Genomic DNA, 14,325 nt, shown 5'->3' on the forward strand with positions numbered 1-14,325 from the left:
GGCATAGGGAAGGGCGTACGAAGAACGCCGTCCTCCGTCCGACCGGCAAGGAGCACCAGGCCGTGATGAACGTCGAGATCTCCCCGCGCTTACGCGAGGCCGCCACCGAACTCGGGGCGGGTGTCCCCTACGCCCTGAAGGTCCTGGCCGGGCGACTGGCCGAGGAACCGGAGCTGGGCCGGCCCACGGGTCCGCCCGGCGTGCTCACCGTGATGGTGGACGGTGACCTGTTCGAGGACTGCCCGACCCTGGCCGTCGACTACCTCCGCGAGCCGGGCCGGATCGAGATACGGCAGGCGATCCCGACCCCTTCCGCTTCCGCCGGGCCCGCCGCACCCGCCGCGCCCGCCCGGTCCCGGGACCAGCCGGTCGACCCGGCGGCGGAAGCGCTCACCGTACGAGAGATCGCCGACGCCTGGCAGCGGATCACCCACTGGCTCCGGCGCCACGCCCCCGCCTCCCACGCCGCGCTCCGCCCCGGCGCCGGCCCCACCACCCTCACCGCCCTGGAACACGACCTCGGCACCCCGATACCCCCGGCTCTGCGTGCCCTGTGGTCCCTGAGCGCGGGCGACGACGGGGTCGGCGGCCGGGGATGCCTGCCCGGCAACCGGGCCCTGATGACCCTGGACGCCGTGGCCGAGTCGTACCGGCACCGCATGGACGCCCAGGCCCACGAGGACACCCAGGCCCACGAGGACACCCAGGCCCACGAGGACACCCAGGACCACGGGGACGCCCTCAACGCCCGCCGCGACGCCCCCCGCCCCGAATACGACCGGTTCACCGCGTGGAAGGCCACCTGGATCCCGGTGATCGCCCTGGGCCCGGCCGACGGCGCCTCGGGCCTGTACCTGGATGCCGCGACCGGCTTCCTGGGCCGCTGGTCCCGCTACAACGAACCCCCGGACGACGAACTCGACACCCTGGTCACGTACTTGGAAGAGGCCGCCGACATGCTGGAAGCCCCGGCCCTGGCGACGCGGGACGAGCCGGGTCTGGTCGACGGGGTGCTGGTCTGGGGGAATAGCCGGTACGGCGGGGAGGAAGACGGCTGGCGCGCCCTGACGGGTTGACGACCACCCACGAGAAGGGAGCGGTCCCTCACCCCCCCCCGACCCCTTCCCCGCGCGGTGCTCCGACTTGGCCGACATCTCCGACGTGAAGGCCGCCGCCCCGGCGCATACGACGGCGCCCAGCGCGAAGCCCACGACGATCGGGTTGACGTAACCGGGAATGGCGTCGGCGACGAAGCTTCCGCCGTCCGTCGTCTCGCAGACGAAGCGGAGGGGCACGTAGTCGACGTCGTAGTCGATGACTTGCAACGCGCGCTCCCACTGTCCAGGCGTCCGGCAGGGCCGCATCGGCGAGGAGTCGGTCCCTCCGTCCTCCGCATCCATCACCGCACCGGCGAGAAGGAGCAGCCCCCAGGTATGGACGGCGACCGCGGCCGCACCCAGCAGGGAGCCGAGACACCGCCCCCACACCACCCACCCACCCGCCGTGGCAGGCCACTTCTCCCCGGCAGCTCGGGAATCGATGCAGCGAGCGACGACGGCTCCGCTCGACCTCCCACGCCTGCGGCGCGACGGTCCTACGATCTTCGGCATGACAACTCCCGCCTGCTACGCGTGCGCCCAGGAAGCACGGTTCGACACCCTCCCCCCACGGGAGCGCGTCGCCTTCGACCAGCACTGGCGGGTGGCACACGCCCTCAACACCGGGTTGCCCGGCTGGCTGGTGCTGCTGCCCCGCCGCCACGTCACCGCAGTCCACGACCTCACCGACACCGAAGCCGCGTCACTGGGCACCTGGCAGGTCAAGCTCTCCCGTGCCCTGCGCGGCGTGACCGGTTGCGTCAAGACGTACGTCGTCCAGTTCGCCGAAGCCGAGGGCTTCGCCCACGTGCACTTCCACATCGTGCCGCGCACGGCGGACCTGCCCCCGGAGCACCGTGGACCAGGCGTCTTCAGGATGCTCCAGCTCCCCGAACAGCAACAAGTGACGGCCGACCAGGCGGACCACCTGTCCCGCTCACTCCGAGCGCACCTCCACGACTGAGCTCGGGGCCGCCCGATCCCTACTGGGCGATCTCTGGGCCGTGATCATGTTCCTGTGGATGCCCCATGTATGGCATCCGCTCGCGTGAACAGACCTCGGAGGGGCACGTCTCGCACCCTGCCGCCGCCGTCGTGGGCGCCGCTCGCTGGACAGTCTCGCCGGTCACCCGCCGTGCCCGGAGCCATCCATGGCATCCGCGCCGCACGCGAGCACGGCGTCCTCGACGCCCTTACGCTGCCTTCGTCGCAGCGCCCTGACGGCGCCGCTCTGTCTCGGACCGCCGGCCCTCGGCGGACCTGCTCACCCATCAGGCGACAGGTCTTACACCCCGTCTGACCAGCCATTCAAGGTTTCCCCAAGATTCGTGCGAGGGCTGCCCGTCAGCCTCGTGAACAGCGGGAGGACCGACCTCCTAAGTCCTTCGACAGCATCGAGTCGGTGGGTCAGGCAAATCCAAATCGGAACCGGAATGCTTCCGTCAGTCAGTCAATTTGCGGAGTGCGCCGTAGGGCACACCATCGAGCAGTTTTCGGTGGTCTAAGGGACTAGAGGGGTTGGATCTCGATCATGAAAGTAACTGCATGGCACAAGAGGGCGTTCGTGGCTGTTATAGCCGCAATTTCTGGGACGCTTCTCATGGCATCCCCGGCAAGTGCTGGTACTTGGAGGAATTCAATTTCCAATAGTTACGGGTACGTGGACGCTTACATCTCTCATGGTGCGTCATCCAATACAGGATGTTCATACGCGAAGGTGAACGGCACGTACAGAGGGGTGCTGGAGGACAGGAATGCCGACGCGTACGGCGTCGTTGCCTACCTTCAGTACACAGACTGCGCCACCGGGCAAATTAAGCAGATGGAAGTTGGGAAAGTGGGGACCGGGAAAACGAATCTCAGCCTTACTTCCGTCTACAACGCGAAGCTCCCGCGGCTGCTGCTCTGTGCGTGGACGACAGGCGGCGGTTCCTTTATCGACTGCGCAACCTGAGTGAGGAGAACCATGAATCTGAAACTCGGCAGAGTCGTCACGGCGGTTGGCGTCATTCTCGCCACCCTCTTCTTTTCGGCTTCGGCAGCCCAAGCGTATTCACGCTCCTTTGGCCTGAACACGGGAGACTCCGGTGGAGCATTCTACGGAGGCTGGGGACAGGGGGTCCTCAACACCAGCGCCGATGATCTGGCCAAGTGTGCGCGCCTATGGGTCACGAGCGGCAGAATCTGGGATGAGGATGCGGATGGCCACGGCGTCATCGCCTATATGGCGTATGACGACTGTGCCACAGGCGCCCGGAAGTACTACAAGCTGGGCAGTGTCGGCGGTTCGGGAGCCACTGCAGCGCTGACAACTGCGGCAGTCTCCAACGCCAAACATCCGAGCATCATGATGTGCCTGTACGACGGAACATCCCAGATGAAGTCGTGCGCCTCTAGCTGGTAAGGCCGGAGGACAGGCTCGTCTCGTCCGAGACATGCTTGAGTGACACTCTGTTCGGACGGTCACCCGAGCGCAATGCCCGTTCGGCCTTCACGACCTTGCTTGGGTCGTGAAGGCCGACGCTGTCGTATGGCGCATTGAGCCGAAGGGCTCGACTCCCGACGAGATCATCCGCGTGACCCTGGATTGTACAAGCGTCGGATGTAAATCCCTCTGACCCCTGTCATCCGGTGGGCATGTGCGCCCCCGTGCGTCTCTGCGACCGGACTTGCCACCTCCTTCCTGCTCGGGCGGATGTGAGGCCATGGGGCGACGAACCAGATCCATTGGATCTCCCGGCAGCGTGAGGAGCTGATCCGTCATGGGGTCTCAGTCGAGATGCGGAGCACCAACCAAGTCCGGAGGTAGTTGCCAACGGTTGGCGATGGTGGGCGCCTCTCGCTGCCCACTGCACCGAGGGCCGTGGTCGACCTACGGCGTGGCCAAGCGCAAGGCCGACGAAGCGAAGAAGAAACTCAAGCAGCAACGGAAGAAGTAGCTGGCCACGAGTCCGTGCGCGGTGGGTGCCCGGGCCGTCTGTGGGCCGTCCGAGGGCGAATTGCGACGACCGACAACGACCAGTGACGACCATGGGGCCCGGCGTGACGCCGGGCCCCATGGTGCATCTACCCAGCTACACCCACGTGTCGAACCACATCCGGTTCCGCCACGAGTCCACCGGGATCGACGTCCCCGTGTACAGCGGCCAGAAGTAGATGAAGTTCCAGATGATCAGCAGGATCAGGACGCCCGCGCCCACCGCGCCGATCGTGCGGCGGCGTTCGTCCGAGCCCGCCGGGCCCGCCATCGCGCCGATCATCATCGCGACCGCCAGGCACAGGAACGGGACGAAGATGACCGCGTAGAAGAGGAAGATCGTGCGTTCCTGGTAGTGGAACCACGGCAGCCAGCCCGCCGCCACCGCGCAGGCGATCGCGCCCGCGCGCCAGTCGCGGCGGAAGATCCACCGCCACAGCAGGTAGAGCAGGGCGAACGCGGCCGTCCACCACAGCAGCGGGGTGCCCAGCGCCAGGACCTCGCGCGCGCACTTGCCCGTCGTTGTCGCGGGGCAACCGTCCGTGCCGGCCGCCGGGGACTCGTAGAAGTACGAGACGGGCCGGCCCAGGACGATCCAGCTCCACGGGTTCGACTGGTACGTGTGGCCCGAGGTCAGGTTCGTGTGGAACTGGAAGACCTCGTACTCGTAGTGCCACAGGCTCCGGATCGAATCCGGCAGCCACGTGAAGTGCCCGCCCTTGCCCGCGCCCGTGCTCGCCCAGGGCCGGAAGTAGCCGTCGTCCGTGACGAACCAGCCGGTCCAGGACGCCAGATACGTCGCCAGGGCGACCGGCACCGTCGAGACGAAGGCCGGCAGGATGTCCCGCAGGATCACGGCCCGGTACGGGCGTACGGCCCCGGCCGTGCGGCGCGCGCCCACGTCCCACAGCACCGTCATGATCGCGAAGGCGACCAGGACGTACAGACCGCTCCACTTCGTACCGATCGCCAGCCCGATCATCACCCCGGCCGCGAGCCGCCACGGCCGCCAGCCGAGCCGGAGGTTCTCCGCGATCCTGGCGTCCGGGCGCAGGACGCCCTCCGCGTCCTCGGGCAGCGCGGCGGCCAGTTTGCGCCGGGCCCAGTCGCGGTCGATCAGCAGACAGCCGAACGCGGCCAGCACGAAGAACATCAGGATCAGGTCGAGGAGAGCCGTACGGCTCATGACGAAGTGCAGGCCGTCGACGGTCAGCAGCGCTCCCGCCAGGCACCCCAGGAACGTCGAACGGAACAGCCGCCGCCCGATCCGGCAGAGCAGCAGCACCGACAGCGTGCCGAGCACCGCCACCATGAAACGCCAGCCGAACGGGTTGAGGCCGAACATCTCCTCCCCGAGCCCGATGACCCACTTGCCCACCGGCGGATGCACGACGTAGCCGGGATCCGACGGCACCGCCACGGAGGACGGGTCGGCCAGGATCAGCTTGTCGACGTCCTTGACCTTCCAGTCGCCCTCGTACCCCTGGTGCATCAGGGCCCAGGCGTCCTTGGCGTAGTACGTCTCGTCGAATATCACCGCCTTGGGTGACCCCAGGTGCCAGAACCGCAGCACTCCCGCGACCAGGGTGATCAGCAGCGGCCCGCCCCACGCCGACCAGCGCGTCAGCCGCGCCGCCAGGACGGGCGGGCAGGCGAGCACCGCCCACAGCCGCTCGGAGGGCTCGGTGTACGGCGGCACCAGCCGCTCGCGGAGCCCGATCACCGGCCGGGGCACATGGCCGAATCGGCGCAGCCGCTGGGGCCATGAGGGCGGCTTGTCGCCGGCGTCGGGCCCGTGGAGGGCTTCTGGCGCAGTACTGGTCACCGCGCCATCGTAGGGAACGCCGCTGTGAGTGGTGCGCGTCGCGCCCTGCGAGGATGACGGATGTGAACGGAACGCAGGCAACGCCGGGACCGAACGAGCCGTACGAAGCGTACGAATCTCATCCATTGAGTGCGCCGCACGAGGATGAGGACGGGGCAGAGGACGGGGTAGTGGACGACGGAGCGGGAAAGGGGCTCGGGGAGAGCGACGACGAACTTCCCCTGGAGCCCGGCGCCTACGCGACGCGCGGGACCGGCGGCGTCCTCGTCCTCGCCGGCACCCCGATCGGTGACTTCGGCGACGCTCCGCCCCGGCTCACCGCCGAGCTGGAGACCGCCGACGTCATCGCCGCCGAGGACACCCGCCGGCTGCGCCGGCTCACCCAGGCGCTCGGCGTGCAGCCCCGTGGCCGGATCGTGTCCTACTTCGAGGCCAACGAGTCGGCCAGGACCCCGGATCTGGCCGACGCCCTGTCCGGTGGCGCGCGGGTGCTGCTCGTCACGGACGCGGGCATGCCGTCCGTCTCCGACCCCGGCTACCGGCTGGTGGCCGCCGCGGTCGAGCGTGGCATCAGGGTCACGGCCGTGCCGGGACCGTCCGCCGTCCTGACCGCGCTGGCCCTCTCGGGCCTGCCCGTCGACCGCTTCTGCTTCGAGGGGTTCCTGCCCCGCAAGGCGGGCGAACGCCTCAGCCGGCTCCGGGAAGCCGCCGGCGAGCGCCGCACCCTCGTCTACTTCGAGGCCCCGCACCGGCTGGACGACAGCCTCGCCGCGATGGCCGAGGTCTTCGGCGCCGGCCGCAGGGCCGCCGTGTGCCGCGAGCTGACCAAGACGTACGAGGAGATCAAGCGCGGGGGTCTCGGCGAACTGGCCGCCTGGGCGGCGGAGGGCGTACGGGGCGAGATCACCGTCGTCGTCGAGGGCGCGCCGGCGCCGGGGGCCACCGATCTGGCCCCGGAGGAGCTGGTGCGCAGGGTGCTGGTGAGGGAGGAGGCGGGCGAGCGGCGCAAGGAGGCGATCGCCGCCGTGGCCACCGAGGCGGGGCTGCCCAAGCGCGAGGTGTTCGACGCCGTGGTGGCGGCGAAGAACGCCGCGCGGGCGGGATCCGCCGAGAGGGCTCGTACCGGCTCCCCGGAAGGTACCGGAAGGTAAAGGACGATCGTGAATTGCAAAGCACAGACCGGCTGCCGGGCCATTTGGGCATGAGTAGGCCAAGACCGCTCCATTAATCGACAGGGCCTGGTGCGCTCCCGCCGTAATAGGCGTCCACTGGAGAAGTGGAGAGGAGCTGGCATGACTGAGATTACGGGCGCTGCCGTCGCTCACGAGGCATATGCGTTCTGTTGCATGCGCTGTGGTCATGGGTGGGAACAGGCCTATGACATAGAGCACCACGTCGACGGTACGGGCCACAATTTCGTCGTATACAAGGCCGGCGGAGTGCGGGTTCCTTCCCCGCTCTCCAGCCCGTCGTGCAGCAACTGCGGGGGACACGTCGTCCGGATCATGAGGTCCGGGCAGGTGTCGTCGGTGAGGGCACTGGCGATGCAGCACTACGAGCCCGCGAGGACGACCAAGGCGGCCAGGAACGGCAGGGCCGGGAAGGCGTCGAAGGCGGACAAGAACGCGCAGATACCCGCGCAGGACGACGGGTCGGAGCCGGGGGACGGGGGCACGGGGAGGCCCGTCCACCACTGGCACCTGTCGGACCTGCTGCACCCGTTCCATCACCGCAGGTGAGCCATCGCAGGTGAACCACCGTGGCCGAGTGACCCCGGGACCCGGGTGATCACCGCACGTGAACCCGTGGGCGCGGTCCTCTCGTAGGATCGCGCCCATGAGTTCGAAACAGGCCGCGCCACCGTTGCCCGAGCCCCTCCGGGTGCCGGTCGCGGATTCGCACACCCACCTGGACATGCAGGACAGCACGGTCGAGGACGCCCTGAAGAAGGCCGCCTCGGTCGGTGTGGCGACTGTGGTCCAGGTGGGGTGCGACCTCAAGGGATCCCGGTGGGCCGCCGAGACGGCGGCCGCGTACGAGAACGTCCACGCGGCGGTGGCCCTGCACCCCAACGAAGCCCCACGGATCGTGCTCGGCGACCCCGACGGGTGGTCGCGCCAGGGCGCACGCCCCGGCCGCGGTGACGCGGCGCTGGACGAGGCGCTGACCGAGATCGACCGGCTGGCCGGGCTGCCCCACGTACGGGCCGTCGGCGAGACCGGTCTCGACTATTTCCGGACAGGCCCGGACGGCGTCGCCGCGCAGGAGCGGTCGTTCCGCGCCCACATCGAGATGGCCAAACGGCACGGCAAGGCGCTGGTCATCCACGACCGCGAGGCGCACGCGGACGTGCTGCGCATCCTGGCCGAAGAAGGTGCGCCGGAGCGTACGGTCTTCCATTGTTATTCGGGTGACGCGGAAATGGCCGAAATTTGTTCGGCGGCCGGTTACTTTATGTCTTTCGCAGGCAATGTGACATTCAAAAACGCTCAGCCGTTGCGTGACGCGCTCACAGTAGCGCCATTGGAACGGGTACTTGTCGAGACGGATGCGCCCTTTCTCACACCGGCGCCCTACCGGGGCCGGCCGAATGCGCCGTATCTGATTCCGGTCACTTTGCGCGCGATGGCTGAGGTGCGTGGGATCGGTGAGGACGCGCTGGCGGAGGCCATCGCGCGCAATACGGCGCAGGCGTTCGGTTACGGGCCGTCCTGAGGCCCTCTCGCGACCCTGTGGTGACCCTGTGGTGACCCTGTGGTGACGTGGCGCGCAGGGTAGCGGCACCACGCTGAGTGGTCGAGTCGCTTTGGAGAGTGACCGAAGCTCCGCTAGTGTCCCGGCCGCACCGTCGATCGCGGCGGGGCCGACCGGATCCTCTGGAGCGTCGTGAGCAATGCGCAAGGCAGTCACCGGGCCGCACGCGGCGGGCACCGCGGTGCCCGGGCCGTGGAAACGGCAGCCGAGCCGGACGAGCTGGTGGAGACGCGGGCACTGAGACGGGTCGGGCAGGTGCTGCCGTACGGGGGACAGGTGCCTGTGCCGTACGGCGGCGGGTACGAGGAGCAGGACGGGTACGAGGCGCAGGCCCCGCACGAGACGTACGACACGCATGACACGTACGCCTCGAACGATCCGTACAGCGCACCCTCCGCCGGCCCCGACGCGTACGCCCCCGTCCCCGCGCCCGCCCGCCACTCCTCCCACCGCCGCAGACGCCCCGCGCCGCCGCCCCCGCGCCTCCCGCACGACGAACACACCCAAGCGGCCCCCGACCCCCTCCCGGCGGAGAACTCCCTCCCGGCCGGGAACTCCCTCCTGGCCAGGAATCCCCTCCCGGCCAGGAACCCCCTCCCCGCCGGAAACCTCCGCCGCCTCGTCCCCCAAGCCCTCGTCGTCGCCTTCCTCGCCGGCGGTACCTCCGCCTTCGTCGCCAACGACAAGGCCGTCGAACTCAGCGTCGACGGCGTCCCGCGCACCATGCACACCTTCGCCGACAACGTCGCGGAGCTACTGGCCGACGAGGGCGTCACGGTCGGCGCGCACGACATCATCGCCCCCGCGCCCGGCGCCGAGCTGGCCAGCGGCGACGAGGTCGTCGTCCGCTACGGCCGCCCCCTCCTGCTCACCCTCGACGGCCACCGCCGCCAGGTCTGGACGACGGCCCGCACGGTCGACGGAGCCCTGCGCCAGCTGGGCGTACGGGCGGAGGGCGCGTTCCTGTCCGTCTCGCGCTCGTCCCCGATCGCCCGGCACGGGCTGGCCCTCGACGTACGGACCGAACGCGCCGTGACCTTCATGGCCGACGGCCGTGAGCGCACGATCCGTACCAACGCGGCGACCGTCGGCGAGGCTCTCGCCCAGGCCGGCATCACGCTGCGCGGCCAGGACGCCACCTCCGTCGCGCGGGACAGTTTCCCGCGCGACGGCCAGACGGTCACGGTCCTGCGCATCACCGGCCGCGAGGAGGTCCGGGAGGAGCCGATCCCGTACCGCGCCGTGACCACCCGGGACGCCTCGCTCTTCAAGGGCACGGAAGTCGTGGACCGCCAGGGACGCCAGGGCGCGCGCCGGGTCACGTACGAACTGCGGACCGTCAACGGCGTACGGCAGAAGCCCCGCAGGCTCCACGACGAGATCGTCCGCGAGCCGGTCACCCAGCGGGTCAGGGTCGGTACGAAGGAGATGCCGGCGTCCGTCGCGGGCGCGGACGGCCTGAACTGGAGCGGACTCGCCGCCTGTGAGTCGGGCGGCCGTCCGGGGGCGGTCGACGCGTCGGGGAACTACGGCGGGCTCTACCAGTTCGACACGGGGACCTGGCAGTCGCTGGGCGGCAGCGGGCGCCCGCAGGACGCCCCGGCGTCGGAGCAGACGTTCCGCGCGAAGAAGCTGTACGTGCAGCGGGGCGCGAGCCCGTGGCCGCACTGCGGCCGGAGGCTCACGGGGTGACGGGGGTGGCGGGCTGACGGGTGGAGGGGCGACAGGGACCACAGGGACGACAGGGCCGGCGCCGGTTGACCGTAGGCTTACCCGGTGAGTACCACTGAGCCACCGCCCGACACCAACGCCCTGCTGGGCCCCGCGGACATCCGTGAACTGGCCGCGGCGCTGGGCGTACGCCCGACGAAGCAGCGCGGGCAGAACTTCGTGATCGACGCCAACACCGTCCGCAGGATCGTCCGCACCGCCGGGGTGCGCCCGGACGACGTCGTCGTGGAGGTCGGCCCCGGGCTCGGCTCGCTGACCCTGGCGCTCCTGGAGGCGGCGGACCGGGTGGTCGCCGTCGAGATCGACGACGTGCTGGCCGGGGCGCTGCCCGCGACGGTCGAGGCGCGGATGCCGGCCCGCGCCGAGCGCTTCTCGCTGGTGCACTCCGACGCGATGCGGGTCACGGAACTGCCGGGCCCGCCGCCGACCGCGCTGGTCGCGAACCTTCCGTACAACGTGGCCGTGCCCGTCCTGCTGCACATGCTGGAGCACTTCCCGACCATCGAGCGGACGCTCGTGATGGTCCAGGCGGAGGTCGCGGACCGGCTGGCGGCGGGACCCGGCAACAAGGTGTACGGAGTGCCGTCGGTGAAGGCCAACTGGTACGCGGACGTGAAACGGGCCGGATCCATCGGCCGTACGGTCTTCTGGCCGGCGCCCAACGTGGACTCCGGGCTGGTCTCGCTGGTACGGAGGGCGGAACCGGTGGCGACCTCGGCCTCCAGGACGGAGGTCTTCGCGGTCGTGGACGCGGCGTTCGCACAGCGCCGCAAGACCCTGCGCGCGGCCCTCGCGGGCTGGGCGGGCTCGGCACCGGCGGCGGAGGCGGCCCTGGTGGCGGCGGGGGTGTCGCCGCAGGCGCGGGGGGAGGGGCTGACGGTGGAGGAGTTCGCGAGGATCGCGGAGTCAAAACCCACACCACTCCCCGAGCCGCCGACGGACGCCCAACCAACCACCCCGCCCCTGTCCTCGCCCCCGAAGGAGACCGGCGCGTGAGCGTCACCGTACGAGTACCGGCCAAGGTCAACGTCCAGCTGGCCGTGGGCGCCGCACGCCCCGACGGCTTCCACGACCTGGCGAACGTCTTCCTCGCCGTGGGCCTCTACGACGAGATCACGGTCACCCCGGCCGACGAACTGCGCATCACCTGTACGGGCCCCGACGCGGACCAGGTCCCCCTGGACACCACCAACCTCGCGGCGCGCGCGGCCATGACACTGGCAGCCCGGCACGGCATCGACCCCCGGGTCCACATCCACATCGCCAAGGACATCCCGGTCGCGGGCGGCATGGCGGGCGGCAGCGCGGACGGCGCGGGCGCACTACTGGCCTGCGACACCCTGTGGTCCCTCAATTCCCCCCAATCCGAACTCCTCTCCATCTGCGCGGAATTGGGCAGCGACGTACCGTTCAGCCTGCTGGGCGGCGCGGCCCTGGGCGTAGGCCGGGGCGAACAGCTCACCCCGCTCGCGGTGGGCGGGGCCTTCCACTGGGTGTTCGCGGTGGCGGACGGCGGGCTCTCGACGCCCAAGGTGTTCCAGGAGTTCGACCGCCTCACGTCCGGCACGGACATCCCGCCCCCCAGCCCCGACCCGGCCCTCCTGGAAGCACTCCGCACGGGCGACGCGGTCGCCCTGGCAGGCACCCTCTCCAACGACCTCCAGCCCGCGGCCCTCTCCCTGCGCCCGTCCCTGGCGGCCACCCTCACGACAGGCATGACGGCGGGCGCCCTGGCGGCCCTGGTCTCCGGCTCGGGCCCCACGACGGCCTTCCTGACCAAGGACGAGGAATCAGCCACCCAGGTAGCCACCACCCTCCACACCTCAGGCACCTGCCGCACGGCCCGCCCGGCCCCGTCCCCGGCCGGGGGCGCGACGGTCGTCCGCCGGACGGGCGCCTGACCGGCCAGGCGCAACCGGGCGCGACCGGGGGCGGAGCGCCCACCGCGAGAAGAGGGATTTTCCGGTACGGGGCGGCCGATCCGCCCGGTGCGTGAGAGCGATCGAACGCTGCGCGCGGACCGGCGGGTCGTGGCGACTACGCTGGGACGTCGATCCGTCCCCCCGTACAGGAGTGAAATGGCCGTCAATCTGGTCAATGTCGAAGCAGTCACCAAGGTGTACGGCACCCGTGCGCTGCTCGACGGTGTCTCGCTCGGCGTTTCCGAGGGGGACCGGGTCGGGGTCGTGGGGCGCAACGGGGACGGGAAGACCACCCTGATCCGGTTGCTGTCCAAGTTGGAGGAGACCGACTCCGGGCGGGTCACGCACAGTGGCGGGCTGCGGCTCGGGGTGCTCACGCAGCATGACTCGCTCGATCCCGACGCCACCGTCCGGCACGAGGTCATCGGGGATCTCGCCGATCACGAGTGGGCCGGGAACGCCAAGATCCGGGACGTGCTGACCGGGCTCTTCGGCGGGCTGGACCTGCCCGGGTTCCCGCAGGGGCTCGACACCGTCATCGCGCCGCTCTCCGGTGGGGAGCGGCGGCGGATCGCGCTCGCCAAGCTGCTCATCGGCGAGCCGGACCTGATCGTGCTCGACGAGCCCACCAACCACCTCGACGTCGAGGGCATCGCCTGGCTGGCGAAGCACCTCCAGGCGCGGCGGTCCGCGCTCGTCTGCGTCACGCACGACCGGTGGTTCCTCGACCAGGTCTGCACGAAGATGTGGGACGTGCAGCGCGGGGCCGTGCACGAGTACGAGGGCGGTTACTCGGACTACGTCTTCGCCCGCGCCGAGCGCGAGCGCATCGCCGCCACCGAAGAGGTCAAGCGGAAGAACCTGGTCCGCAAGGAGCTGGCCTGGCTGCGGCGCGGCGCCCCCGCCCGTACGTCCAAGCCGCGCTTCCGGATCGAGGCGGCCAACGAGCTGATCGCCGACGTGCCGCCGCCGCGCGACACGTCGTCGCTGATGAAGTTCGCCAACGCCCGGCTCGGCAAGACCGTCTTCGACCTGGAGGACGTGACCGTCCAGGCCGGGCCGAAGGTGCTGCTCAGTCACTTGACCTGGCAGCTCGGACCCGGCGACCGGATCGGGCTCGTCGGGGTCAACGGCGCCGGCAAGACCTCGCTGCTACGCGCGCTCGCCGAGGCGTCCCGTACCCGCGGCGACGTCCAGCCCGCCGCGGGGAAGGTGACCGTCGGCAGGACCGTCAAGCTCGCCTACCTCTCCCAGGAGGTCGCCGAACTCAAGCCGACACTCCGGGTGTTGGAGGCCGTGCAGCAGGTTCGGGACCGCGTGGACCTCGGCGGGGGACGGGAGATGACGGCCGGTCAGTTGTGCGAGCAGTTCGGGTTCACCAAGGAGAAGCAGTGGACTCCGGTGGGGGACCTGTCCGGTGGCGAGCGGCGCCGGCTCCAGCTGCTGCGGCTGCTGATGGACGAGCCGAACGTCCTCTTCCTCGACGAGCCCACCAACGACCTCGACATCGAGACGCTCAACCAGCTGGAGGACGTGCTCGACAGCTGGCCCGGCTCGATGGTGGTCATCTCCCACGACCGGTTCTTCATCGAGCGGGTCACCGACAAGGTGATGGCGCTGCTCGGCGACCGGACGCTGCGGATGCTGCCGCGCGGGATCGACGAGTACCTGGAGCGGCGCAAGAAGCTCGCGGAGTCGGGCGCCCCGGCCGCTCCCGCCGCCACCCTGCCCACCCCCGGCGGCGCGCCGGCCGCCGCCGCGCCCGCGTCGGCCAAGGACGACCGCGCGGCGAAGAAGGAACTCCAGAAGATCGAGCGCCAACTCACCAAGATGTCCGACCGGGAGACCCTGCTGCACCAGCAGATCGCCGACCACTCCACCGATTTCGGAAAGGTGGCGAAGCTGGACGCCGAGCTTCGTCAACTGATCGGCGAGCGCGACGAGTTGGAGATGCGGTGGCTGGAGCTTGCCGAAGACGCGTGAGGATGACCTGTACAGAGGACGCGTGCAGACCGTGTG

The 14,325-nt window shown here is 70.1% G+C and carries 12 protein-coding genes; 11 read left to right on the top strand and 1 reads right to left on the bottom strand.

Annotated elements, in window-relative coordinates:
- The first annotated feature begins 65 nt into the window (after positions 1-65).
- From ACIO1C_RS20580 to ACIO1C_RS20595, 4 genes are all read left to right on the top strand, one after another.
- The gene (locus tag ACIO1C_RS20580; protein ID WP_401865557.1) at positions 66-1,076 is read left to right on the top strand and encodes a hypothetical protein; all 1,011 of its coding nucleotides are present in this window, start codon (positions 66-68) and stop codon (positions 1,074-1,076) included.
- A 532-nt stretch (positions 1,077-1,608) separates the two neighbouring features.
- Positions 1,609-2,061 carry an HIT family protein gene (locus ACIO1C_RS20585; protein WP_401865558.1) on the top strand — a complete coding sequence of 151 codons (453 nt, stop codon included), beginning with the start codon at positions 1,609-1,611 and terminating at the stop codon, positions 2,059-2,061.
- Between the two features lie 567 nt (positions 2,062-2,628).
- Complete coding sequence (locus ACIO1C_RS20590) at positions 2,629-3,051, top strand: hypothetical protein (RefSeq protein WP_401865560.1); 423 nt, start codon at positions 2,629-2,631, stop codon at positions 3,049-3,051.
- A 12-nt stretch (positions 3,052-3,063) separates the two neighbouring features.
- Positions 3,064-3,501, top strand: coding sequence for a hypothetical protein (locus ACIO1C_RS20595; RefSeq protein WP_401865562.1), 438 nt, complete (start codon positions 3,064-3,066; stop codon positions 3,499-3,501).
- Between the two features lie 670 nt (positions 3,502-4,171).
- On the opposite strand, the gene ACIO1C_RS20600 is transcribed toward ACIO1C_RS20595, so the two are convergent.
- On the bottom strand, positions 4,172-5,899 hold the full coding sequence (locus ACIO1C_RS20600; RefSeq protein ID WP_401865564.1) for a dolichyl-phosphate-mannose--protein mannosyltransferase: 1,728 nt from the start codon (positions 5,897-5,899) through the stop codon (positions 4,172-4,174).
- A 221-nt stretch (positions 5,900-6,120) separates the two neighbouring features.
- Between ACIO1C_RS20600 and rsmI the strand changes: the two genes are divergently transcribed.
- The 7 genes from rsmI (at position 6,121) to ACIO1C_RS20635 (ending at position 14,289) form a co-directional block, all read left to right on the top strand.
- A complete protein-coding gene (gene rsmI / locus ACIO1C_RS20605; protein WP_401865813.1) occupies positions 6,121-7,050 on the top strand; it encodes a 16S rRNA (cytidine(1402)-2'-O)-methyltransferase in 930 nt (309 codons plus the stop codon).
- A gap of 141 nt (positions 7,051-7,191) precedes the next feature.
- The gene (locus ACIO1C_RS20610) at positions 7,192-7,638 is read left to right on the top strand and encodes a hypothetical protein (protein ID WP_401865565.1); all 447 of its coding nucleotides are present in this window, start codon (positions 7,192-7,194) and stop codon (positions 7,636-7,638) included.
- Positions 7,639-7,735: 97 nt separating this feature from the next.
- On the top strand, positions 7,736-8,614 hold the full coding sequence (locus ACIO1C_RS20615) for a TatD family hydrolase (protein WP_401865567.1): 879 nt from the start codon (positions 7,736-7,738) through the stop codon (positions 8,612-8,614).
- A gap of 231 nt (positions 8,615-8,845) precedes the next feature.
- The gene (locus ACIO1C_RS20620; protein ID WP_401865569.1) at positions 8,846-10,345 is read left to right on the top strand and encodes a ubiquitin-like domain-containing protein; all 1,500 of its coding nucleotides are present in this window, start codon (positions 8,846-8,848) and stop codon (positions 10,343-10,345) included.
- A gap of 84 nt (positions 10,346-10,429) precedes the next feature.
- A complete protein-coding gene (rsmA, locus tag ACIO1C_RS20625; protein ID WP_401865571.1) occupies positions 10,430-11,380 on the top strand; it encodes a 16S rRNA (adenine(1518)-N(6)/adenine(1519)-N(6))-dimethyltransferase RsmA in 951 nt (316 codons plus the stop codon).
- Complete coding sequence (locus tag ACIO1C_RS20630) at positions 11,377-12,285, top strand: 4-(cytidine 5'-diphospho)-2-C-methyl-D-erythritol kinase (protein ID WP_401865573.1); 909 nt, start codon at positions 11,377-11,379, stop codon at positions 12,283-12,285. The genes rsmA and ACIO1C_RS20630 overlap by 4 nt, the downstream gene beginning before the upstream one ends.
- Positions 12,286-12,462: 177 nt before the next feature.
- Positions 12,463-14,289 (top strand): ABC-F family ATP-binding cassette domain-containing protein, encoded by a 1,827-nt coding sequence (locus ACIO1C_RS20635; protein WP_401865575.1) that lies wholly within the window; start codon positions 12,463-12,465, stop codon positions 14,287-14,289.
- Positions 14,290-14,325 lie beyond the last annotated feature (36 nt).

The sequence above is a fragment of the Streptomyces sp. NPDC087420 genome (assembly GCF_044744165.1).
Taxonomy (GTDB): Bacteria; Actinomycetota; Actinomycetes; order Streptomycetales; family Streptomycetaceae; genus Streptomyces.